Origin of the sequence: Chryseobacterium sp. MYb264 (genome assembly GCF_035974275.1) — a bacterium.
GTDB lineage: Bacteria > Bacteroidota > Bacteroidia > Flavobacteriales > Weeksellaceae > Chryseobacterium.
Genome location: NZ_CP142422.1, coordinates 1869679 through 1891407, shown reverse-complemented (window position 1 = coordinate 1891407; position 21729 = coordinate 1869679). Strand labels below are relative to the sequence as shown.

Annotated in this window: 18 protein-coding genes; 14 read left to right on the top strand and 4 right to left on the bottom strand. The window is 37.8% G+C overall.

The features are described from left to right. Positions 1 to 33 precede the first annotated feature (33 nt). The 9 genes from VUJ46_RS08105 (at position 34) to VUJ46_RS08065 (ending at position 9799) form a co-directional block, all read left to right on the top strand. Positions 34 to 987 carry a VOC family protein gene (locus VUJ46_RS08105; RefSeq protein ID WP_326984483.1) on the top strand — a complete coding sequence of 318 codons (954 nt, stop codon included), beginning with the start codon at positions 34 to 36 and terminating at the stop codon, positions 985 to 987. Between the two features lie 2 nt (positions 988 to 989). Then, positions 990 to 1610, top strand: coding sequence for an alpha/beta hydrolase (locus VUJ46_RS08100; RefSeq protein WP_326984482.1), 621 nt, complete (start codon positions 990 to 992; stop codon positions 1608 to 1610). A gap of 61 nt (positions 1611 to 1671) precedes the next feature. After that, a complete protein-coding gene (locus VUJ46_RS08095; protein ID WP_326984481.1) occupies positions 1672 to 2019 on the top strand; it encodes a hypothetical protein in 348 nt (115 codons plus the stop codon). A 116-nt stretch (positions 2020 to 2135) separates the two neighbouring features. Beyond that, positions 2136 to 3746, top strand: coding sequence for a Na+/H+ antiporter (locus VUJ46_RS08090; RefSeq protein WP_326984480.1), 1611 nt, complete (start codon positions 2136 to 2138; stop codon positions 3744 to 3746). A gap of 192 nt (positions 3747 to 3938) precedes the next feature. After that, the gene (locus VUJ46_RS08085; protein WP_326984479.1) at positions 3939 to 4250 is read left to right on the top strand and encodes a hypothetical protein; all 312 of its coding nucleotides are present in this window, start codon (positions 3939 to 3941) and stop codon (positions 4248 to 4250) included. Positions 4251 to 4260: 10 nt separating this feature from the next. Next, the gene (locus VUJ46_RS08080; RefSeq protein ID WP_267406957.1) at positions 4261 to 4845 is read left to right on the top strand and encodes a Crp/Fnr family transcriptional regulator; all 585 of its coding nucleotides are present in this window, start codon (positions 4261 to 4263) and stop codon (positions 4843 to 4845) included. A 294-nt stretch (positions 4846 to 5139) separates the two neighbouring features. Then, positions 5140 to 6036, top strand: a complete 897-nt coding sequence (locus tag VUJ46_RS08075; RefSeq protein ID WP_326984478.1) for a pirin family protein — start codon at positions 5140 to 5142, stop codon at positions 6034 to 6036. A gap of 342 nt (positions 6037 to 6378) precedes the next feature. Then, complete coding sequence (locus VUJ46_RS08070; protein WP_326984477.1) at positions 6379 to 7026, top strand: hypothetical protein; 648 nt, start codon at positions 6379 to 6381, stop codon at positions 7024 to 7026. Between the two features lie 643 nt (positions 7027 to 7669). After that, the gene (locus VUJ46_RS08065; RefSeq protein ID WP_326984476.1) at positions 7670 to 9799 is read left to right on the top strand and encodes a type IA DNA topoisomerase; all 2130 of its coding nucleotides are present in this window, start codon (positions 7670 to 7672) and stop codon (positions 9797 to 9799) included. 123 nt (positions 9800 to 9922) lie between these two features. Here VUJ46_RS08065 and VUJ46_RS08060 read toward each other — a convergent pair whose 3' ends face one another. Beyond that, positions 9923 to 10792, bottom strand: a complete 870-nt coding sequence (locus tag VUJ46_RS08060) for an AraC family transcriptional regulator (RefSeq protein WP_326984475.1) — start codon at positions 10790 to 10792, stop codon at positions 9923 to 9925. A gap of 103 nt (positions 10793 to 10895) precedes the next feature. Here VUJ46_RS08060 and VUJ46_RS08055 point away from each other — a divergent pair, with 103 nt between their 5' ends. The 3 genes from VUJ46_RS08055 to VUJ46_RS08045 all read left to right on the top strand — a co-directional run bounded on the left by VUJ46_RS08055 (position 10896) and on the right by VUJ46_RS08045 (position 14573). Further along, on the top strand, positions 10896 to 12302 hold the full coding sequence (locus VUJ46_RS08055; RefSeq protein WP_326984474.1) for an aldehyde dehydrogenase family protein: 1407 nt from the start codon (positions 10896 to 10898) through the stop codon (positions 12300 to 12302). Positions 12303 to 12463: 161 nt separating this feature from the next. Next, complete coding sequence (locus tag VUJ46_RS08050) at positions 12464 to 14014, top strand: GMC family oxidoreductase (RefSeq protein WP_326984473.1); 1551 nt, start codon at positions 12464 to 12466, stop codon at positions 14012 to 14014. 136 nt (positions 14015 to 14150) lie between these two features. Further along, positions 14151 to 14573, top strand: coding sequence for a PaaI family thioesterase (locus VUJ46_RS08045; RefSeq protein ID WP_326984472.1), 423 nt, complete (start codon positions 14151 to 14153; stop codon positions 14571 to 14573). A 321-nt stretch (positions 14574 to 14894) separates the two neighbouring features. Here VUJ46_RS08045 and VUJ46_RS08040 read toward each other — a convergent pair whose 3' ends face one another. The 3 genes from VUJ46_RS08040 to VUJ46_RS08030 form a co-directional block, all read right to left on the bottom strand. Then, a complete protein-coding gene (locus VUJ46_RS08040; protein WP_326984471.1) occupies positions 14895 to 15629 on the bottom strand; it encodes a hypothetical protein in 735 nt (244 codons plus the stop codon). An 83-nt stretch (positions 15630 to 15712) separates the two neighbouring features. Further along, positions 15713 to 17059, bottom strand: coding sequence for an MFS transporter (locus tag VUJ46_RS08035; protein ID WP_326984470.1), 1347 nt, complete (start codon positions 17057 to 17059; stop codon positions 15713 to 15715). Positions 17060 to 17070: 11 nt separating this feature from the next. Continuing rightward, entirely contained in the window at positions 17071 to 18504 is a 1434-nt protein-coding gene (locus VUJ46_RS08030; protein WP_326984469.1) for a mannitol dehydrogenase family protein, read from the bottom strand. 165 nt (positions 18505 to 18669) lie between these two features. Between VUJ46_RS08030 and VUJ46_RS08025 the strand changes: the two genes are divergently transcribed. Further along, positions 18670 to 19686, top strand: a complete 1017-nt coding sequence (locus VUJ46_RS08025) for a LacI family DNA-binding transcriptional regulator (RefSeq protein ID WP_326984468.1) — start codon at positions 18670 to 18672, stop codon at positions 19684 to 19686. Positions 19687 to 19878: 192 nt separating this feature from the next. Beyond that, positions 19879 to 21327, top strand: a complete 1449-nt coding sequence (locus VUJ46_RS08020) for an IS1182 family transposase (RefSeq protein WP_326980898.1) — start codon at positions 19879 to 19881, stop codon at positions 21325 to 21327. Positions 21328 to 21729 lie beyond the last annotated feature (402 nt).

The window sequence follows — 21729 nt, the reverse complement described above, 5'->3', positions numbered from 1 at the left end:
CATCAACAATTAACCAAAAACCATCAACAAAAAATGTCATTAATAACAGGTCTTCACCACGTTACCGCTATCACAGGCGACGCACAGGAAAATATAGATTTTTACACCGGAGTTTTAGGACTTCGGTTGGTAAAGAAAACCGTCAATTTTGATTATTCAGATGTTTATCATTTCTATTTCGGAGACGAATTCGGAACGCCGGGAACCATTATGACGACTTTCCCGTATGGAAAAGGACTGGTGAACGGAAGGCATGGAAAAGGCATGTTGAATACGACCGCTTTTTCAGTATCGATGGAGGCGTTGGATTATTGGACGAGCCGTTTAGAGCAGTTTAATATTCCTTTTAAACATCCGCAGCAGAGATTTTCAGGCGAAGTTTTTATCTATCTGGAAGATTTTGATGGGTTGGGACTGGAATTGGTTTTCAATGAAAAAGACGACAGAAAAGGATATTACAACGGATTTATTCCTAAAGATTATGCTATCAAGGGAATTCATCATGTTGAAATCTGGCTGGATGCTTATGAAAGAACTGCGGCTTTGTTGACCACTCAGATGGATCACAAATTAATTGCTGAAAGTTCAGACCGATTCCGGTTTGCGACGGAAGATGCGCCGGGGAAATATGTCGATTTACTTTGCACGCCTTCCGCTTTAAAAGGTCTGGCAGGAAGAGGAACGGTTCATCACGTCGCTTTTGCAACACCCAACGCTGAAACTCAGCTTGAAATGATTGAAAAATTAAACAAATTCGGATTGGAACATACCGAAGTGAAAGACAGAAAATACTTCACTTCCGTATATTTCAAGGAGCCGGGTGGCGTTTTATTTGAAATCGCAACTTCAGGTCCGGGATTCGATGTGGATGAAGAATTGGCTTCTTTGGGAGAACACTTAAATCTGCCATCACAATTTGAAGAGAAAAGAGAACACTTAGTAGAAGTTTTACCAAAAATTAATTATCCTACAGAAAAATACAGATAAAAATGAGTCATATTTTAGATATAAAAACAGGAGGGAAATCATTGAAAGAAGCTGAAAAAGTTTTAATCATGATTCACGGAAGAGGGGGAAGTGCACAGGATATTTTAAGTTTATCACAACATTTGAATGTGGAAAACTATGCTTTATTAGCACCGCAGGCAACGAACGGAACCTGGTATCCGCTTTCGTTCATGGCTCCGGTCGAGCAAAACGAACCTTTGTTGTCATCAGCGATTGAAACGGTTGAAAAAACAGTTCAGACAGCTTTGGATGCAGGCATAAAAACTGAAAATATTTACTTTTTCGGATTCTCTCAAGGAGCGTGTTTAACCTTAGAATTTTTAGCAAGAAACGCTCAGAAGTTCGGTGGAGCAGCAGCGATAATTGGCGGTGTAATCGGAGATAAGATCAATCGTGAAAATTATAAAGGAGATTTTAATCAAACCCCGGTTTTCCTTGGAACGAGTAACCCCGATTTCCACGTTCCCGTGGAAAGAGTGTACGCTACAGCGAATATTTTAAAAGAAATGAACGCGGATGTTACGGAAAAAGTCTATGCTAATTTCGGACATTCCATCAACCAGGAAGAAATAGAACTGGCGAATTCGATTGTATTTAAATAATTATTTGCCACGAATGCACGAATTAAATTATGAGTGAATTCGTGGCAAAAAATAAAAAAACATGAAAATCACAAGAATATTCAGCGACGAAAACGGCGACTCTCACTTTGAAAATATTGAAATTCCATTAATCAATCAGGGCGATATCGGATTTTTATCTGAAAATATAGACGTTAAAAAATTACAGTTCAGAAAAGTTTCTGCCGATTACGATTATGATTTTCATTGTGCTCCGCAGAAACAATTTATTGTACTTTTGGATGGCGGAATCAAGATCGAAACATCATTGGGCGATATCAGAGAATTCCAAACCGGTGACATCCTTTTGGTGGAAGATATTTCAGGAAAAGGACATAAAACCAAAAACCTTGAAAAGAGAGAACGAACTTCACTTTTTATTCATTTATAAAAGATAAAAGATAAAAGATAAAAGATAAAAGATAAAAGATAAAAGATGTTGAAGTTAAACATAAAGTTTTAGTCTGACTTCTAGGATCTGATATCTAACATCTTAAAATACAAACTATGCACGAACAACTACTTTTAATACTTGGCTTACTCCTCATCGTAATGATGTTGGTAATGCTGGCACAACGCATCAAGATTGCGTATCCCATCTTTTTGGTATTGGCGGGATTGGGAATCAGCTTAATTCCCGGAGTTCCGGTTCTAAAACTAGATCCTGAAATCATCTTTCTGATTTTCCTGCCTCCTTTGTTGTACGAAGCAGCCTGGTATACTTCATGGAATGATTTCTGGAAATGGAAAAGAACCATCGGATTAATGGCTTTCGGATTGGTATTTTTAACATCAATTGTAGTGGCATTTGCTTCACAGGCTTTTATTCCGGGATTCACCTTAGCATTAGGATTTTTATTAGGAGGAATTGTTTCACCACCTGATGCTGTTGCAGCAACAACTGTTTTAAAAGGATTAAAAGTTCCAAAACGTACCATTGCGATGCTGGAAGGCGAAAGTTTGATTAACGATGCATCATCATTAATTGTTTTCAGATTTGCATTAGCCGCGGTGATGACAGGAATGTTTTCGATGCAGGAAGCAACCGGACAATTTTTCCTGGTTGCAGGAATGGGAGTCGTTGTCGGAATTGTAGGAGCACATATTTTCTATGCTATTCATAGATTTTTACCCACAACACCTGCGATTGATGCTGCATTAACTGTCATGACACCCTATATTTTATTTCTTTCGGCGGAGCATTTTCACTTTTCGGGAGTAATGGCGGTTGTAAGTGGCGGATTATTCATGTCATTCCGTTCGCATGAGATGTTCAAAACGGGAGTAACAAGAATTAATATGACGGGCGTTTGGAACACATTAATCTTTGTGATGAATGCTTTGGTTTTTGTCTTAATTGGTCTGGAACTTCCTGATATTATCCATGGTTTAGGAGAAACTTCTGTCATGGAAGGCATCAAATATGGTTTAATTATCAGCTTAATTGTTATTGTTGTTCGTTTATTGTGGATCTATCCGGTCGCTCACGTTCCGAGATGGTTAAGTAAAAAAGTAAGAAGAGATCCTAGCCCGGGATGGAAGAATCCTTTGATCATCGGTTGGGCCGGAATGCGAGGCGTGGTTTCATTGGCAACAGCATTATCAATTCCGGTAATGATGAATGATCAGGCAGAATTCCCGATGCGAAATTTAATTATATTCATCACCTTCGTGGTTATTTTTGTGACCTTGGTTTTTCAGGGATTAACGCTTCCTTTAATTATTAAATTAACCAAGATTGGAGAAATTGATCCTATTTTACCATCTCACGAACAGCAGGCGAGCATTCAGATCAGACTGGATAATTTGGCGTTAAGCAGGCTGAATGAAAAGTACAAAACAAATATTGAAACCAACAGTTTGGTTGAAAATTTTAAGAATACGATCGAAAATGATATTTCCTTACAGCAAAGTCATCTTGAATCATTGGAAATGTGTACCAACAGAAGAAATGACATCAATGAATATCATCGAATTATGCTTGATATTTATGCATTGCAAAGGAAAGAATTATTCAACATAAAACGTGAAAAATACTTTACCGATGATGAGATCCGAAAAGCGGAATCTCAGTTGGATTTAAATGAACTGAAAATTACAGGCAGCAGACACATGTAATTTTGGTTGATGGTTGTCGGATGATTAATTTTCAATTTTAAAATGAAATTATAATTCAGAATGAAGTGTAAATGAAATAGGGAATCTCTGAACTTAAAATAAATTTCCATTCATATTGAAGTCACACACCACACACCAAAAACCATCAACTAAAAACTAGCAACTCTCAACCAGTAACAAACAACAAATCTTATGAAAACACTCAACTTCCTTGTGATAGGAAAAAATCAGGAAATAGTAGAGACTTTAAAAAGAATCATCGAAAATAATGATGGCTGGAAAGCAGAAATTAAAAGTGATGAAACGGTTTGCTATGATTATATTAAAGACAATCAGGTAGATATTGTTTTGCTAAGTTCCGGATTGAATGAAGAATTTGAAAATAATATGAAAACTTTTTGTGAAAATTTAGAGAAAGATGTGAAGGTAATCGACCATTATGGTGGAGGAAGCGGACTGTTAAAGAACGAAGTTTACACACTTTTTCCTAATTTGCAGCCGTAAACTTAAATTTATGTCTGAAAATATCGTCAAAAATGTCACCCGATTCATAGAACTTAGTGAAAAAGAAGAAAAATTTTTCACCGATTCATTAACACTTCAAACGTTCCCCAAGAAAACAGTTTTGTTACGGGAAGGCGAAATCTGCCAGTTTGAAGGCTATATCCAAAAAGGCTGTGTGAGGGTGTATTACCTTGATGATAATGGTTTTGAAGTAACGATATTATTTGCCATTGAAGACTGGTGGATCAGCGATATTGCTTCATTTCAGGAACAGAAACCGTCCCGATTATACATTGAAACCTTGGAAGATTCAGAAATATTTATGCTGAATCCTACCACGAAGGAAAAATTATTAACCGAGATTCCGAAATTTGAAAGAGTGTTCAGAATGTTGGTTCAGAGAAATCTTTCCACTTTACAAAACCGTTTGGTGAACACGATTTCCAAAGCAGCAACCGACCGATATTTAGAATTTATCAAAGTGTATCCTTCCATTCCGCAAAGAGTCGCACAATATTATATTGCGTCTTATCTTGGCGTTTCCAAAGAGTTTGTCAGCACAATCAGAAAACGTCTCGCTTCGAAAGAAAAATAAATTTCCCACAAAGAAAATATACGAACACAAATTCTCCTCCCTTGGAGGGGTGGCAAAAATTCAAAGAATTTTTCACGGGGTGGTTTAGTAATGCTAAAAACTACCCCGTCTTTTTGTTGCACAAAAATCCACCCCTTCAAAGAAGGGGAATTTCCACAGAGTTTGTCGTTTAAAAAAATCATTTAGAAAAATAAGAGTATCCGAGACATTAATAGTCAAGGCAAAAGAAAATCAAATTTATTAAACTAGTTAAATGTCCAGCAATTTCAATCTTCCGAAATTTGTACTATCAAAATGAATAAACAACGAACAGATATGGACAGAAAAGATTTTTTAAAGAAAGGATTATTAGGAACAGGAATGTTTGTAGCATCCGCTTCATTGGGCAATACCATGAAAAACGAAATCGATGAGATCGAGCCATTGGAACCTATCGGATACAATCATTTACCGAATACCGATTCAAAAATTAAAGATAACTCTGTCATTCATAAGGCAGATTCAAGAGGTAAGGCAGATCATGGCTGGCTGGTGAGCAGTCATACCTTCAGTTTTGCCAATTATCACAATCCCGAAAGAATGCACTTTGGCGTACTGAGAGTGTTGAACGATGATAAAGTAGAGGCGGGAAGAGGTTTTGGAACGCATCCTCACGACAATATGGAGATCATCAGTATTCCGTTGGAAGGCGATTTGGAGCACAAAGACAGCATGGGGAATTCTGCGATTATCAAAAGCGGAGATATTCAGGTGATGAGTGCCGGAACCGGAATTATGCACAGCGAATTCAATAAAAACCAAGACAGTCTGGTGAAATTCCTGCAAATCTGGGTGTATCCAAATAAAAGAAATGTTACTCCGAGATACGATCAAATCACGCTTGATAAATCAAAAAGTAAAAACAAGTTCCAGCAAATACTTTCTCCTAATGCCGATGATGAAGGAGTTTGGATTCATCAGGATGCATGGTTTCATTTAGGAAATTTTGAAAACAATACAGAAACCAATTACCAGATTAAGAAAAAAGGAAACGGTGTCTATGCTTTTATTTTGAAAGGAAGTGCAGAAATTGAAGGCCAGAAAGTGGAACAAAGAGATGGTTTTGGCGTTTGGGATATTGCCGATCTGAATATAAAAACAACATCAGAAAATACGGAAATCCTTCTCATGGAAGTTCCGATGACGATGTAATACAATTAAAATAATGAACCTTGTTTCATCATATTGTTGATAGGCTTTCTGAGTAAGAAAGCCTCTTTTTTGCAGAGCACAGAAAATGATATAGTCCATCAGTTGGAGAATAAAGCACTACATTAATACCTTTTTATTTTGTTTAATGTGTTGTTTTGTAGTCTTTTATCTTGGTGTAGTTGTTTTGTAGTAACCGTTTTTTACATTCTGGTCAATAATTTTGTGGCGGAAAAAAGAGTTTTTGGTTTCTCTTGAAAAATTTCAGGTCTGTCTTTCTGTTATTTTTCCGAGAGAGGCTCCATTTCCGCTTTGTGACATTTTTAAGGATATTAAAACCAACGTATGAAACGAATATTTATCATTTGCTTTTTGACGCTTTTCGCTGAAAAAGCTTTTTCCCAATCCCTTAATGAAGGAAGATTGCAATATGTAAAATGGAATCTCGGACTTAACTATAGCCTTGGACCTTTAAAGAATAGTGAGGTGGATAAAAATGCATGGATCAGCAAAAATACCGCAACCCTTTCCGTGGATGTTCTGCTTTCCCATCTTCTTCACTTTGATTCCGGAGAACTTTATCTTCAGCCCTATATTGAAGGTTCACTCCCGATACAGGACCCCTACAACTCCAAATTAAAGTTCAGCACTTACGGGGGCGGACTTAATCTTAAAAAATATATAACGCTGGATTCAGGGAAAACCCGTTTTTTTATTATTGCAGGAGGTAAAATTGACTATGTTTTATGGACCGTAGACTATACAAGCTCCGGAAGTCTTCAGGAAAAGAAGTACAGAATTAAAAATATGGACTATGTAACAAATTTGGGAATCGGAATCGCGGTTTCAGATTGGGCAGAGGTTTTTACCATGTATTCTCAGGGCTTTGCCAAGGCATACCTTTCGGATACACCAGAAAACAGAGATCAGTTTAAAAGTTTTTCTCTTGGATTAAGAGTTAATATCCGACAAAATAAATGGTTCAAAAATTAAATGAACCAACAACTTAGCCGCACATCGGGCTTTTTACTAAATATATTCTGGCGCGGGCATTTTGTCCGCGTTTTTCTGTTATAAAATGGGCCACGAATATCCGAATGACACCAAATGCCGGAGTTTATTAACCTGTTCCAGAAAATAAAATTTAAATTCTTCATAAGAGGAATGTTTTGTTCTCTTTTGTCCAGCTAGCGCAAAGCTTATAAAAATACTTTTGCCTCTTTTGCGGTAAAAAAAATAGATTTTTCTCACTACTATTTGTGCATTCGTGGCCAAAAAAATCAACAGTAACATCTGTGAAAATCCGTGTATTCTGTGGGAAATAAAATATTCTAACTCATAAAATTTCTCCCCAACCTTAGTACTGACCCCATTATTTAATATTCTTTAATAGCAGAGTTACTTTTTTGCGATGCAAGATTACATTCTTCCATTGCAAGATATACTTTTTGCAATGTAATTTATAAAGTGAACGATGTGGAATAGAATTTTATCACCCTAAAATTTTTTTTAACTAAAACTTAATTATCTTTACACTAAACCATTAACTAACAACGATTAACCAACAACCATTCACAAATTAGCAAAATCCAAAAAAAATCCCGATTTTTGCCCTCTTCAATAATTCCGAATATTCATGAAACTTTGTATTGCCGAAAAACCCAGTGTTGCCAGAGATATCGCCAAAGTATTAGGTGCTACCACGCCGAAACAAGGCTATATGGAAGGAAACGGCTATTGTGTGACATGGACGTTCGGGCATCTTTGCACCCTCAAAGAACCTCATGATTACGGTCCGCAATACAAATCCTGGAATTTGTTTTTGCTGCCGATTATCCCTAACAGCTTCGGAATTAAACTGATCCCCAATAAAGGTGTTGAAAATCAGTTTAAAGTGATTGAAAGATTGGTCGAAGAATGTGAAGAGGTCATCAACTGCGGGGATGCCGGGCAGGAGGGAGAACTGATTCAGCGTTGGGTTTTGCAGAAAGCAAAATGCAACAAACCCATTCAGCGTCTGTGGATTTCGTCCCTTACCGAAGAGGCCATTAAAGAAGGTTTTCAAAAATTAAAGCCTGCCGAAGATTATAAAAATTTATATCTCGCAGGAAATGCAAGAGCCATTGGCGATTGGTTGTTGGGAATCAATGCAACGCGATTATTCACGAAAAAATTTGGCGGAAATAAAGCGGTTCTTTCGATTGGAAGGGTGCAGACTCCGACATTGGCGATGCTTGTTCAGCGTCAGAAGGAGATCGATGCTTTTACCACCGAAGAATATTGGGAACTGAAAACCAAATACCGTGACGTTATTTTCAACGCTGCGATTGATCGTTTAAAAACGTTGGAACGTGCCGAAAAAGGTTTGGAATATCTAAAAGTTAATCCTTTCGAAATCGTTTCTTTTGAAATTAAAGAAGGAAAAGAGAAAAATCCGAGACTTTTTGATTTGACTGGACTTCAGGTGGAAGCCAACAAAAAATATGGTTATTCTGCGGAGAATACGTTAAATTATATTCAAAGTTTGTACGAGAAGAAACATGTGACTTATCCGCGTGTTGATACCACCTACTTATCCGAAAGTTTATATCCGAAAATTGAGGGAATTCTTAGGAAAATGTATCCTTATCAGGAACTGATTTCTCCTTTATTGGAAGCTCCGATTCCAAAATCAAAAGCCGTTTTTGATGATGCGAAAGTGACGGATCACCATGCGATTATTCCGACAGAAGTTCCGCCTTCGCAGAATCTGAGTAGGGAAGAAAAGTTGATTTATGACTTAATTGCCAAACGTTTCATCGCTGTTTTCTATCCTGAATGTAAAATTTCAAATACTTTGGTGGAAGGAAAAGTAGGAACAATTCCTTTTAAAACAAGTGGTCGACAGATCCTTGAGCCAGGTTGGAGAGCCGTTTATGCTAAAGAACCAAAAGAGGAAACCACAGATAAGGATAAAGAAAAAGAAAAGGAAGAAGAACAGACGATTCCTGAATTTATGGTTGGCGAAACCGGACCACACGATCCGATGATTCATCAGGGAAAAACATCACCGCCAAAACCATACACGGAAGCAACACTTCTTCGTGCCATGGAAACTGCCGGAAAACAAGTGGAAGATGAAGAGCTTCGAGAAATGTTGAAGAATAACGGAATCGGAAGACCTTCAACTCGTGCGAACATTATCGAAACCCTTTTCAAAAGAAAATACATCGAGAAGAAAAGAAAAAACCTGATCGCTACCCAAACCGGAATTCAATTGATCGATACAATTGAAGATGAATTGCTGAAAAGTCCCGAACTTACCGGAGAATGGGAATCTAAACTTCGTAAAATTGAAAGTGGTGAATATGAAGCCAATCAGTTTAAGGAAGAATTAATTCAAATGGTGACGGAACTGACTAAAAAAGTGGTCGACGGCAAGGGGAAGGTTATCACTCTATATGAAGAAAAAGAAGAGGTTAAAGAAAAGAAAAAACGTGAACCCGCTGTAAAAAAAGAATTGCAGTCTTGGGAAGAAACGAAATGCCCGAAATGTAAAGAACATCATTTAATGAAAGGCAAAACAGCCGTTGGATGTTCCGATTTTAAAAATTGTGGATTTAAACTGGATTTCGAAATCTTCGGTAAAAAATTATCAGATAAGCAGCTTTTGGATTTAGTCGTAAAAGGCAAAACGTCAAAATTAAAAGGTTTCACCACACATCCTGAAAATATCACAGAAGGTGTAGCTTCCCTATCTCCCGAATTTACGGTTTCATTGGGTTAATGGTTGTTAGTTGTTAGTTGTTAGTTGTTAGTTGTTAGTTGTTAGTTGTTAGTTGTTAGTTGTTAGTTGTTCGCGAGAATAAACCGGAGAGCAGTCAATCCATCAACGGTTAACTAAAAACCATCAACTTACTTTAAACTTCTTCGGCGATTTTCCCGTCATTTGGGTGAATTTTCTGTAGAAATATTCCAATGTGTTGAAACCAGATTCAAAGCAGATATTTTTAATATCAATCTCAGGATTATTGATGAGCAGCTGTTTGGCGTGTTCAATTCTCAGTTCAATAATATATTCCACAGGCGTACAATTATAAGAATGCTTGAACTTTTTAAATAAATTCGCCTCACTCATTCCGGCAACAGAAGCCAGTTTTTTAATGGTAATCGGTTCGCGGTAGTTTTGTTTAATAAAATGAACCACTTCCTGAAGTCCGTTTTGAATATTTTCTGTTTTATTGCTGTTTAAAAGAAGATGTTTGGCATTGGTTTTCATCAGTTCATAGATCAGTTCCTTTAAGCTTAAACTTAAAAGAAAATCTGAGGTACCCTGCATGTTCTCATCAATCCTCCGGTTGTAAAGATGGGTTAAACTTTGCCATAATGAAGCATCAGAACTTACAAACTTTTTCACTGTATTTTCCTGCATCATAATTCCGGTTTTATCCCAGTCGGGATGCCAGTTTTCAATGACTTCTGAAAAAACATGGTCGATATATTCCTGTTCGATATTTAAAACCAGACATTTGGTCGGTTCCTGAAAAATCGGGTGAATATCTATACTTAATTCTTTATGACAAGGCGGAATAAAAACGCTTCTTTCCCTAAACTCAAAAGTTTCTTCCTCACTTCTGATGATCTTGTTTCCGCTCAGCATTAAAGTGATCACGGGTTTCTCAAAAAAGAATGGGAAATCATGGCATACAACATTGGTTTCAAACACATTCAATTCACCGAAAGGAATGCTGAAAACGGTTCTTTCTTCGATCTTTTCCATTATAGCGTAGAGTTTAAGTTAAAAAATATAGAGAATAAATAAATGATTTATGTCATGTTTTTGTCATTTTCGGGGTATGTAAAATACAAAATAATTCGAAACAATGGAAAATACTTCATTTGCAAAAGAAACAGCAGCCGTCAATACAGAATTTTTATCGCTAAACCCTTCTACCTTAGAGGTTATCGGGGAAGTGGAAAATACATCAGCAGACGAAATAGACCGTAAAATAAAGAATGCAAAAATTGCCCAAAAACAATGGTCAGCAAGGTCTGATGCAGAAAGAAAAGAAATATTGTTGAAGGTAGCAGAAGCTTTACAACAGAATTCTAAACATCTAGCAGAATGGATTACGCGCGAACAAGGAAAACCATTGAGCGGCCCAGGATCTAATTTTGAAATGCAGGCCTGTGTAGGTTGGACTCAAGTTCCGGCATCATTGGATTTACCTGAAGAAGTTGTTTTTGAAGATGATACAAGAAAAGATATTTTGTACAGAAAACCGATCGGTGTTGTTGCAGCCATTGCCCCATGGAACTGGCCGTTGATGATTGCGATCTGGCAGATTATTCCTTCTTTGAGAATGGGGAATACGGTGATTTTAAAACCTTCTGAATACACGACTTTCAGCACATTGGAAATGATTAAAGTGATTAATTCTGTACTTCCTGAAAACGTTTTACAGGTGGTTACCGGAAGAGGAGAGGTTGGATCTTATCTTACGGGACATCCTGAAATCGGGAAAGTGATGTTTACAGGATCTATTGCCACGGGAAAAAAAGTGATTGAAGCATCTGCTAAAAACATGGCAAGACTAACGTTGGAATGTGGCGGAAACGATGCCGGCATTATTCTTCCCGGACTTGATCTTTCAAAACATATTGAAAACCTTTTTTGGGGCGCATTTTTAAATATGGGACAAACCTGTGCTTGTTTAAAAAGATTGTACGTTCATGAAAATGACTACGAAAATGTGGTGAAAGCATTGTCCGATTATTCCGCAAATATCCCGATGGGCAACGGTGCTGATGAAAATAATGTATTGGGACCGATACAAAATAAAATGCAGTTTGATAAAATTCAGGATTTGCTGAATGATGCTGAAAATAATAATGCTGATTTCTTATTTAAAGGTCAAAAACCGGATCAGGACGGCTACTTTATCCCGATTACACTGATCGGAAATGTAGACAATGGAAGCCGTATTGTGGATGAAGAGCAATTCGGGCCTGTGCTTCCTATCATTAAATATAAAACTTTAGAGGATGCTGTAGAAAAAGCTAATGATTCCGAAAACGGCTTAGGAGCTTCGGTTTGGGGTGATGAGCTTGAAGAAGCACAAAAAATTGCAGCTCAGTTGGAAGCAGGAACTGTTTGGATCAATCAGCATGGAGCGATTAACCCTTTTGTACCGTTTGGGGGAGCAAAAAAATCCGGTTATGGAGTAGAATTCGGAGTGGAAGGTCTGAAAGCCGTTACCATTCCAAAAGTGATTAGTATTAAAAAGTAATCAGTATCTCAGAATTATTCACAATACAATGGCTAAAAATCTTTGTGTGCTTTGCTAAGCAGAGCGGCTTTGCGAACTTAAAAGCAGTCAGTAGTTAATAAAACTTTGCGGGCTTTGCGTTAAAAAATGATTTTTAGCAAAAAATAGAAAAATTAAAACTTATGAACTACGATTTTATAGTTGTCGGATCCGGTTCGGCAGGAGCTGTTATAGCCAATAGATTAAGCGAAAACGAAAATATAAAAGTGCTTATTCTGGAAGCGGGAGCAGATGATCAGGTTCCGGAAGTTCATGCTCAGGCAGGGTGGCCGGCGATCTGGAATACTGAAAGAGATTGGGCTTATCATACGGTAGCTCAGGAAAGTGCAGGTGGAAATACGAGATACTGGCCGAGAGGAAAAACGCTGGGCGGTTCAAGTTCTATTAACGGGATGATCTATATTCGCGGCCACCGCCAGGATTACGATCATTGGGCGTATAATGGCTGTGTGGGCTGGGACTGGGAAAGTGTTTTGCCTTATTTTAAAAAATCTGAAACGCATGAACAAGGCGAAGATGAGGTGCATGGCGGAAACGGACCGCTGTATGTTAGCAGAATAAAACGTCCGAATCCTATTTCCATCAGTGCGATTGAGGCTTGTAAAGAATTAGGCTATCCCGAAACCGATGATTTTAATAAAGAAATCTGGGGAGCCGGACTGAATCATCTGAGCGTTGGAAAAGACGGTTTAAGATGTTCAACCGCCAAGGCATTTTTAGATCCCGCAAGATCACGAACCAATCTTGAAATTCATACGCATGCATTGGGTCAGAAATTACTTTTTGAAGGTGATCGATGTGTTGGGATTCAATATTTAAAAAATGGGGAACTGGTAGAAGCAAGAGCCGATAAAGAAGTCGTTGTTTCATGCGGAACCATAGAATCTGCAAAACTTTTGATGCTTTCCGGAATTGGTGATAAAGCAGAGCTGGAATCTTTAGCAATTCCAGTTGTTAAGGATTTGAAAGGTGTAGGAAAGAACCTGCAGGATCACCTTTTAACAAGTGTAATTTTTAAAGCTAAAAAAGAAATTCCGGCTCCCGAAGCTAATCTTTTAGAAGCTCAATTATTCTGGAAAAGTAAGGAAGAAATGGTTTTTCCTGATTTACAGCCTTTATTCATGGGACTTCCGTATTACAGTCCTGGATTTACGGGACCTGAAAATGCGTTCACCTTTTGTGCCGGATTTATCAGACCTGCCAGTCGGGGATATATCAAACTGACTTCCGCAGATCCATCCGTTTCTCCTGAAATAGATCCAAAATATCTTTCTGAAGAATCTGATTTGGAGGCTTTATACCGATGCGTGGAAATCTGCCGCGAAATGGGAAGAACCGAAGCGATGAAAGAATGGAATGATGGTGAAATTTATCCTGGTGAAGGTAAAACAAAAGAGGAAGTGATTGATTATATTAAAAAATCGTGTTCTACCTATCATCACATGACAGGAACCTGTAAAATGGGAATCGACAGCCTCTCGGTGGTAGATCCTCGTCTAAAAGTTTATGGTATTAAAGGATTAAGAGTGGCCGATGCGTCCATCATGCCCGATGTGGTTTCCGGAAATACCAATGCCCCAACAATTATGATCGGCGAAAAAGCCGCTGATATGATAAAAGAAGATTATGGTCTGAAAACACAAAATCTTTCCGAAAACTTATCTTTGGTGTAGAGAAGTTGTATTGGAATTGAAGGCTGTTCATGAGTGAATGGCCTTTTTTATATAATGACAGTACAAGTTTTTTGTCACAAAATTCAGACAAAATAATGCCACAAGCCCTACCTTTGCGTTAAATAAAATATGAAATATGACTCCAGAAAAAAGACAGCTCATTACCGATAGTTTCAATCGTTCTGAAACCCTGAAATTCTACAAAGCAGAATTGCTGGAAGCAGATACCGACTTTATTTCCATGAAAATTCCTAAAATGGATTTAATGACCCGAAAAGCCGGAATGTTCAACGGAGCTATGATTGCTTCTTTAGTGGATGTTTCATCAGGATATGCTGCTGTGAGCCATTATCCTGAAGATTGCTATGTTGTAACAGTAGAGCTGAAGGTCAATTATCTAAGACCTGCAATGGGAGATGCTTTGGTCTCAAAATCTTATGTCATCAAAGGTGGAGCAAAAATAAGCGTGATCAGAACTGAGATTTATGTAGTGGTTGAAAACGGAAATTCGGAAAGCCATGTAGCGACATCATTGGTTACCATGATGAAAATTAAATAGAGAGTATTTCCGTCAGTTCGAGTGATTTTCGAAACGAAGTGAAGAGAAATTGTATCGAGAACTTTTGGCTGTATTTTCTGACTTAGATTCTTGTAAAGTTATCAACTTTGTCAATACTTTTAAATAAAGATTACGTAATATTTGAACAGAATAAGGCGGTTAAACTAAAAATTCTCGATACAAAATTCTTTCAGAATTTCACTTAAATTGACGATTTATTCAAAAGGATCAAATCATTAAACTTTAGACATTCTCATTCTCAGACTCTAAAACCCTCAAACTCTCAAACCCAAAAACTCTCAAACCCAAAAACTCTCCCACTCAAAAAGAAAACGCCTGCACTGAAAACTGCAGATAGGCATTATTCCCCACGGGATTCCACATGCCCCAAATGCCGATGGGAAGTTTGTATCCTGCAATGGTAAAGCTCTTGGAAACAATTAAACTCACTTCTGTAATTCCGTCTTTTTTAGCGAAAAAATTACTGGCTTCTCCCGCATGATTTAAAGCAAAACCATAACCAACTCTTCCGCGGACTTCAAGATTCTGATCTTCTTTTTTATACACAGGATATTCAGCAGAAGCAAAAGATGAATATTTATTTTCCGTATTTTCCTGATTTCTGTCGCGACCGAAAACCACAGTGTTAAAACTTAACGTTAGAGGCAGTTTATCACTAATGGTATAATAAGATCTCAAATCCCAAAACCGACCGGTTTCGCTGGCATTATAATTAAAAAATTCTTTGTTATTATATGTTGCTCCGGGTGAAAAATTGTAAATATCCCATAGTTCAACGGTGAGATGATTGTTTTTATAACCGATGTAATTGTTGAATTCCTTGTATGAACCGTCAACGTTTCCACCTGTCCAAAATCCGCCGTAGAAATTTTTTCCGTCTAAATGAAGGTCTCCTGTATAAATTAAACCTGAAGAAACTTCCAGTCCACGCCATAAATGACTGTTTCTCAATTGAAGCGCAGAGTGAAGTTCTTGCGCGTACAAAACCAAACTTCCTGTCATGAGAGAAGTCAATAGTAATATCTTTTTTATCATATTTCCGTGTTTTTATTGAAGTGTAGCCTCCTGAATCCGATAAAAATTACCGGATTACAGAATGCACTGTCAAAATATAAAAGTTAGTTTAGTAAGTCTTTTTCTCTGATCTTAGAGCCGAATAATGCATAGGAAAGCATTAATAATTCACAGATTACAGTCAGGATCCAAGTCCATCTCCAGGATCCGAAAGCATCGGCCAGTCCTCCCTGAACTAGAGTGAAAACTGCACCTCCGAATACCGCGGAAATGAAAACTCCGGAAGCTTTTGAGGTATATTTATTTAAACCTTTAATGGAAAGCGAATAAATACAGCTCCACATCGAGGAATGTAGAAGTCCGATGGCTACTAAAAACCATAAATTCTGGGTAATCATCGCAACAATAGCCAAAATGGTTGATAAAATGGTCGTCGTTGCCAGCTGAGTTCTTGCAGAAATATGGCTCAGGAAACTGGAAACCGATCTTCCTACCAAAAATCCACCCCAATATAATGTGGAAAGCAAAGCGTGGATTCCCAGGTCAATTCCGCCGATCATAATATCTGTTTTTCCAAAAAAAGTGATGGGATGACCGGATTCTGTTAATTCGAACGCGTGAAGATTGATATTCGCACCAATCGCCACTTCGGTTCCCACATAAAAGAAAATTGCCACCACGCCCAAGGCAAAATGTCTGAACGACCAGATGCTTCTTTCCAGCTTTTCTCCGGCAACAGCTCTCGTATTTTCAATATCGGGAAGATGAAGCTTTTTAGTGATGATTATAACCGTTAAAATACAGGCAATCAAAACAGAAAGTGGAAGTAATAATTGTTTGATCTCGATGTTTTCAATAGAAATTCCGCTGAACATCACGACGGTTACGAAGAACGGTGCAGAAGTGGTTCCGATGGAATTTATCGCAGTTAAAATATTCAGACGCTGAACGGGCTGCGTTCCTTTCAGCTGATAAGATGCGGCGTAAGGATTTACCACAACCTGAATGATCGCTGCCGAAGTTCCCATTAAGTAAGATCCCGCCACGAAAATAACAAATCCAAAAGGAATGACAGCGTCGCCGATACTAAACTGCATATCTCCATAATGTGTTCCGAACCAAGATGATAAAAGATACATGAAAAGTCCTGAGATCATGAATAGAAGACCTCTCAGAATGGTGTTTTTGTATCCGAAAGCATTTACCCATTTGCTTCCTAAAGTTCCGTTTAAGAGATATCCTAAAAAGAAAAAGAAAGAAATCAATGTGGTAAATGTATTTTTCAAACTTCCTGCATGAGACAGAAAGGTAAATTTCAACGGAGCCTGTAACTGCTCATTAACGGTGGTTAAAAATCCGACAATGAAATAGATAAAAGTAATGATAGCAAACGGAAATATGCTGCCGGTTGCCTTTGTATTGAGGGATTTTATGTCTGAATTTACGATCATTGTGTTTGTTTTTATAGTATTGATTCTAATGTTTCACCCGCGCCTTTATTTTTAATTTCTGCTGCAAAATTGGTGTATAATGAGACAAATTTATCTGAGGATTTTAGGTCTGTGCTTTTAAAAGAAGATAAATCTAAGAAATCTAATGTATGATCACTTGAAATTAATTCTATATCTTTTTCGGTCAGCCAGGGTTCTGCTACATCAAAAGAATGTCCGTTATCATCTACTTTATATTTTAAATAATGTCTGTAAGAGGCAAAAAGAAAGGCAACTCTTGTTAAATCCTTATCGTCATTTATCATTTTAATAAGATTTGGAATCACGTAAACAGGAAGCTTCGAAATTCCGTCGAAACATAATCTACTCACCTGATCGCTCACGCTGTGATTAGCAAATCTTTCAATAAGTGTCTGCTTATACACATCCAGATCGGTGTTTTTCGGAGCGGGAACATAAGGTGTAATGTCAATATCCATATAATCACGGATAAATTTTACGATGCTTCTGTCCTGCATGGCTTGATCAACTTTTCTGTGACCTTTTAAGAACGAAGGGTAGGAAAGTAACATGTGAGAAGCGTTCAACAGGCTTAATTTCATATTTTCAAATTCCGTTACGTCATCGGTGAACTCTACACCGGCTTTTTCCCAATTGGGTCTTCCGGCAATAAAATTATCTTCGATCACCCATTGCACGAAATCTTCACAATAAACAGGTGCTTTATCATCAATTCCGCTTTTTTTGTTTAATCTTTCCACATCTTGCGGAGTAGTGGCAGGCGTAATTCTGTCTACCATACTGTTGGGGAAAGTTACATTAGATCTTACCCATTCTGCCAGATCTTTATCCTGTGCTTCGATGAAAGCGGCAAAGGCTTTTTTAGTCGTATCCCCATTATGCTGAAGATTGTCGCAGGATAAAATAGTGATGCTTCCGTTGTCTCTATTCTTTCTTTGACGAAGCCCTTCCGCTACAAATCCGAAAACTGTGGATGGTTGGCTTGGATTTTCCAAATCATGTTTAATTTTTTCATCATTTAAATTAAACTCATGGGTTTCTTTATCCAGATTATATCCGCCTTCTGTAATTGTTAACGTAATGATTTTGATATCGCTTTCCGCGATTTTATCAACCACAGCCTGGGGATCTTCAATTCCCCAGATAAGTTCTCTCAAAGAACCAATTTTGTAGACCTCATCTTTTCCGTCTCTTCCGCAAACCGTAAGGGTATAATCAAGATTTTGAGAACGAAGGTTCTTAACAATATGCTCATCGGAAGGCAAAAGGCAAACTCCACAAATCCCCCAGTTCTGCTGATCTTTTTCCTCCAATATCAGATTGGTATAATATTGCTCATGAGCCCTGTGAAAATTTCCGACCCCGATATGTACAATTCCGGTGGTAATATTTTCAGGCTTGAATTGATAGGATGTAAGTGTCATATAAAATCGTTTTTAATTATCCGTTAATCTTTTGCTAAACTTATATTAATAATCATATTGCTTGTGAGTTTTTATTAACAAATAAGCAACGGGAACGTTCCCAAAGATTCGGGAACGTTCCCAATTGCCCATTTTTTTAGTATTTTTGATAAAAAAAGACATCAGATGAAGCGTGTAACCATTAAAGACCTGTCAAAATTTTTGTCATTATCTACGTCTACCATCTCCCGGGCGCTCCTCAATGACAAAAATATTAATCCTGAGACCCAAAAAAGAGTCTTGGAAGCCGCAGAACAATTAGGCTATAAACCGAATCCTGCTGCGATCAGTTTAAAGTACGGGCAATCCAGGAATATCGGGCTGGTTGTCCCTGAAATGATCACTCCTTTCTCTTCAAAGGTTCTTCAGGGAATTCAGGAGGTTTTATATCCTTTAGGCTATCGGGTGATTATTACCCAATCTGATGAAAATCCTTTGATAGAAAGGAAGAATTTACAGCTTTTGGAGGAATTTAATGTAGAGGGTATTATTATCAATCTGAGCCACGAGACCTATAATGAAGATGTGTATAAAAATATTATTGATCGAGGAACACCGTTGGTTTTCTTTGACAGGATTCCCGCTAAGTCGCTGGACGTTTCCAAAGTAGTAGTAGATGACCATATCAAGGCTTCTTTGGTCGTGGAACATCTCATTAATACAGGGAAAAGAAAGATTGTGCATATTATGGGACCTTCCACCATCCGTAATGTTATTGAGCGGGCTAACGGCTACAAAAGAATTCTCGAAAAGCATAATATTTTAGACCAGAATTTAATTATTCAAACCGAAGGAATGATCTTTGAGGACGGAAAAAATGCCATTAAAAAACTGTTTGATAAAGGCGTAGAATTCGACAGTATTTTTGCATTCTCAGATACTTTGGCTATCGGCGCAATGAATTATCTTCACGAAAAGGGAGTTAAGATTCCCCAAGAGGTTTCTGTAGCAAGCTTTTCAGGAACAGAACTCGCCACCATCGTTCATCCCCAACTTACGAGCGTGGAACAGCCGCTCAGAAAAATGGGTGAGGCCGCTGCAAAATTAATTTTGGATAAAATAAGAGATATTTCTGCTCCCAGCACAACAATTGTGATGGATACCGACTTGGTTTACAGAGCGTCAACTTTTATAGGAAAGTAAAAAATAATTAAAAAAAATCACAAAATTTACCTTGTTTATCTCTCTTTGTTTTGTTATCTTATAAAATATTTTAAAAAAATAGGCTCCAGTTCGAGGGCACTGAAAAAGTAAACTTCATTAAAAAAAATAAGCAAAACTTTAAAAGTTTTGCTTATTTTTTTATCTTCAATGTAAATTTCAATAGCAAAGCAAATGTTAATACAGCAAGAAAAACTTCCGTTGAGTGCCTATTCCGGTTTGTATGATTTAATTGTACCGAAGGAAAACCTTCTTAGAAAAATTAATGAGCTGATTGATTTTTCTTTCATCTATGATGAGCTTTTGAGCAAATACTGCTTAAACAATGGTCGCAATGCTGAAAGTCCGGTACGGATGTTTAAATACCTGCTTTTAAAAAGTATTTATACAGTTTCTGATGTAGATGTGGTAGAGCGTTCCCGGTATGATATGTCCTTTAAATATTTCTTGGATATGACTCCGGAAGAAGATGTAATCAATCCCAGTTCCCTTACAAAATTCAGAAAACTGCGTTTGAAAGATAGTGATCTTTTAAGCTTGCTCATTGGTAAAACCGTGAGTATTGCGATTGAAAAAGGCATCATCAAATCCAGATCCATCATTGTAGATGCCACTCACACCTTGTCGATGAGCAATCCTTTTTCAACGATAGAAGTATTGCGGGAGCGCTCAAAACTGCTTCGCAAGACCGTTTATCAGTTTGATGAAGAATTTAAAACTAAAATGCCCTCAAAAAATATTGAAAATGATTTAAACAAAGAATTGGATTATTGCAGAGAACTCGAAAAACGCATTGAAAACGAAGCTTCTATCAGGGAGATTCCTGCTGTAAAGGAGAAGCTGAATCTTTTGAAGGAAACAGTGAGAGACACCGGGGAGCAGATGGTTTTTTCAAAAGATGCCGACGCTAAAACGGGTCACAAATCGGCTGACAGTTCTTTTTTCGGATACAAAACGCACTTGGCGATGAGCGAAGAGCGGATTATTACGGCGGCCGTGGTAACTTCGGGAGAAAAAGGCGACGGCCCGGAACTGCCAAAATTACTGCAGATGAGCCAGGACAACGGGATGGAGGTAGATGCCATCATTGGTGACGCTGCTTACAGCGGAAAAGAAAATCTGAAAATTGCGGGCGAACAAAATATTAAAATAGTAGCCAGACTTAATCCTTCCATCACCCAGGGTTTTCGAAAAGATGAAGACCGTTTTGATTACAATAAAGATGCCGACCGTTTTGTGTGTCCTGCAGGGCATTTGGCGATTCGCAAAGCTCGTGGCGGGAAGAAACACGTAGGCGGAAATCAAGTGGATACCTATTATTTTGATATTGAAAAATGCAAGGTTTGCCCATTAAAAGAAGGATGTTATAAAGAAGGAGCAAAATCTAAAACTTATTCGGTTTCCATAAAATCAGACTTACATAAGGAGCAAATGATTTTTCAGGAAAGCGATTATTACAAAGAAAAATCGAAACACCGCTATAAAATCGAAGCCAAAAACAGCGAGCTTAAAAACGTACACGGCTACGACAGGGCGATTGCAAATGGTATTGAAAATATGCAAATGCAGGGTGCAATGGCTATTTTCACTGTCAATTTGAAGAGAATCCTGAAATTAATATAGAGAAATCGATCTATACTCCGTCTTTTATAAACATCGCAGGCGTGGCGCAATATCAATCCCGTTAAACCTCAAAAATTTGATACTGAAAAAAAGAAAAAAAGCTTATTACGAAGGTTTAATTTTCGTAATAAACTCTTAATTCTAACTCCAAATCAATTGGTAATTCTATATGAACGGGGTTTTTCAGTGCCCTCTCCAGTTCATCTCTTTTTTTGGAGCTGTTTCCGGCTTTCCGCTCATACTCCTCACCCCAAACCTTTCCGGCGCGCGCAACCCTCAAACCCTCCTTCTCTCAACCTATCAAACCCAGTTGCGGGGTAAACGCTGCAATCCGGGCTAGGGTAGAGGGCCGTAAATTAAGATATTTGGGAATTTTACAAAATCAAAATCATCACCTGTGAA

Coding starts and splice junctions, on each gene's coding strand:
- VUJ46_RS08060 (WP_326984475.1), bottom strand. CDS start 10,792: ATGGAAAAGATCGAAGAAAGAACCGTTTTCAGCATTCCTTTCGGTGAA.
- VUJ46_RS08080 (WP_267406957.1), top strand. CDS start 4,261: ATGTCTGAAAATATCGTCAAAAATGTCACCCGATTCATAGAACTTAGT.
- VUJ46_RS08020 (WP_326980898.1), top strand. CDS start 19,879: ATGTTAATACAGCAAGAAAAACTTCCGTTGAGTGCCTATTCCGGTTTG.
- VUJ46_RS08095 (WP_326984481.1), top strand. CDS start 1,672: ATGAAAATCACAAGAATATTCAGCGACGAAAACGGCGACTCTCACTTT.
- VUJ46_RS08055 (WP_326984474.1), top strand. CDS start 10,896: ATGGAAAATACTTCATTTGCAAAAGAAACAGCAGCCGTCAATACAGAA.
- VUJ46_RS08040 (WP_326984471.1), bottom strand. CDS start 15,629: ATGATAAAAAAGATATTACTATTGACTTCTCTCATGACAGGAAGTTTG.
- VUJ46_RS08105 (WP_326984483.1), top strand. CDS start 34: ATGTCATTAATAACAGGTCTTCACCACGTTACCGCTATCACAGGCGAC.
- VUJ46_RS08085 (WP_326984479.1), top strand. CDS start 3,939: ATGAAAACACTCAACTTCCTTGTGATAGGAAAAAATCAGGAAATAGTA.
- VUJ46_RS08090 (WP_326984480.1), top strand. CDS start 2,136: ATGCACGAACAACTACTTTTAATACTTGGCTTACTCCTCATCGTAATG.
- VUJ46_RS08030 (WP_326984469.1), bottom strand. CDS start 18,504: ATGACACTTACATCCTATCAATTCAAGCCTGAAAATATTACCACCGGA.
- VUJ46_RS08075 (WP_326984478.1), top strand. CDS start 5,140: ATGAATAAACAACGAACAGATATGGACAGAAAAGATTTTTTAAAGAAA.
- VUJ46_RS08050 (WP_326984473.1), top strand. CDS start 12,464: ATGAACTACGATTTTATAGTTGTCGGATCCGGTTCGGCAGGAGCTGTT.
- VUJ46_RS08035 (WP_326984470.1), bottom strand. CDS start 17,059: ATGATCGTAAATTCAGACATAAAATCCCTCAATACAAAGGCAACCGGC.
- VUJ46_RS08025 (WP_326984468.1), top strand. CDS start 18,670: ATGAAGCGTGTAACCATTAAAGACCTGTCAAAATTTTTGTCATTATCT.
- VUJ46_RS08070 (WP_326984477.1), top strand. CDS start 6,379: ATGAAACGAATATTTATCATTTGCTTTTTGACGCTTTTCGCTGAAAAA.
- VUJ46_RS08045 (WP_326984472.1), top strand. CDS start 14,151: ATGACTCCAGAAAAAAGACAGCTCATTACCGATAGTTTCAATCGTTCT.
- VUJ46_RS08100 (WP_326984482.1), top strand. CDS start 990: ATGAGTCATATTTTAGATATAAAAACAGGAGGGAAATCATTGAAAGAA.
- VUJ46_RS08065 (WP_326984476.1), top strand. CDS start 7,670: ATGAAACTTTGTATTGCCGAAAAACCCAGTGTTGCCAGAGATATCGCC.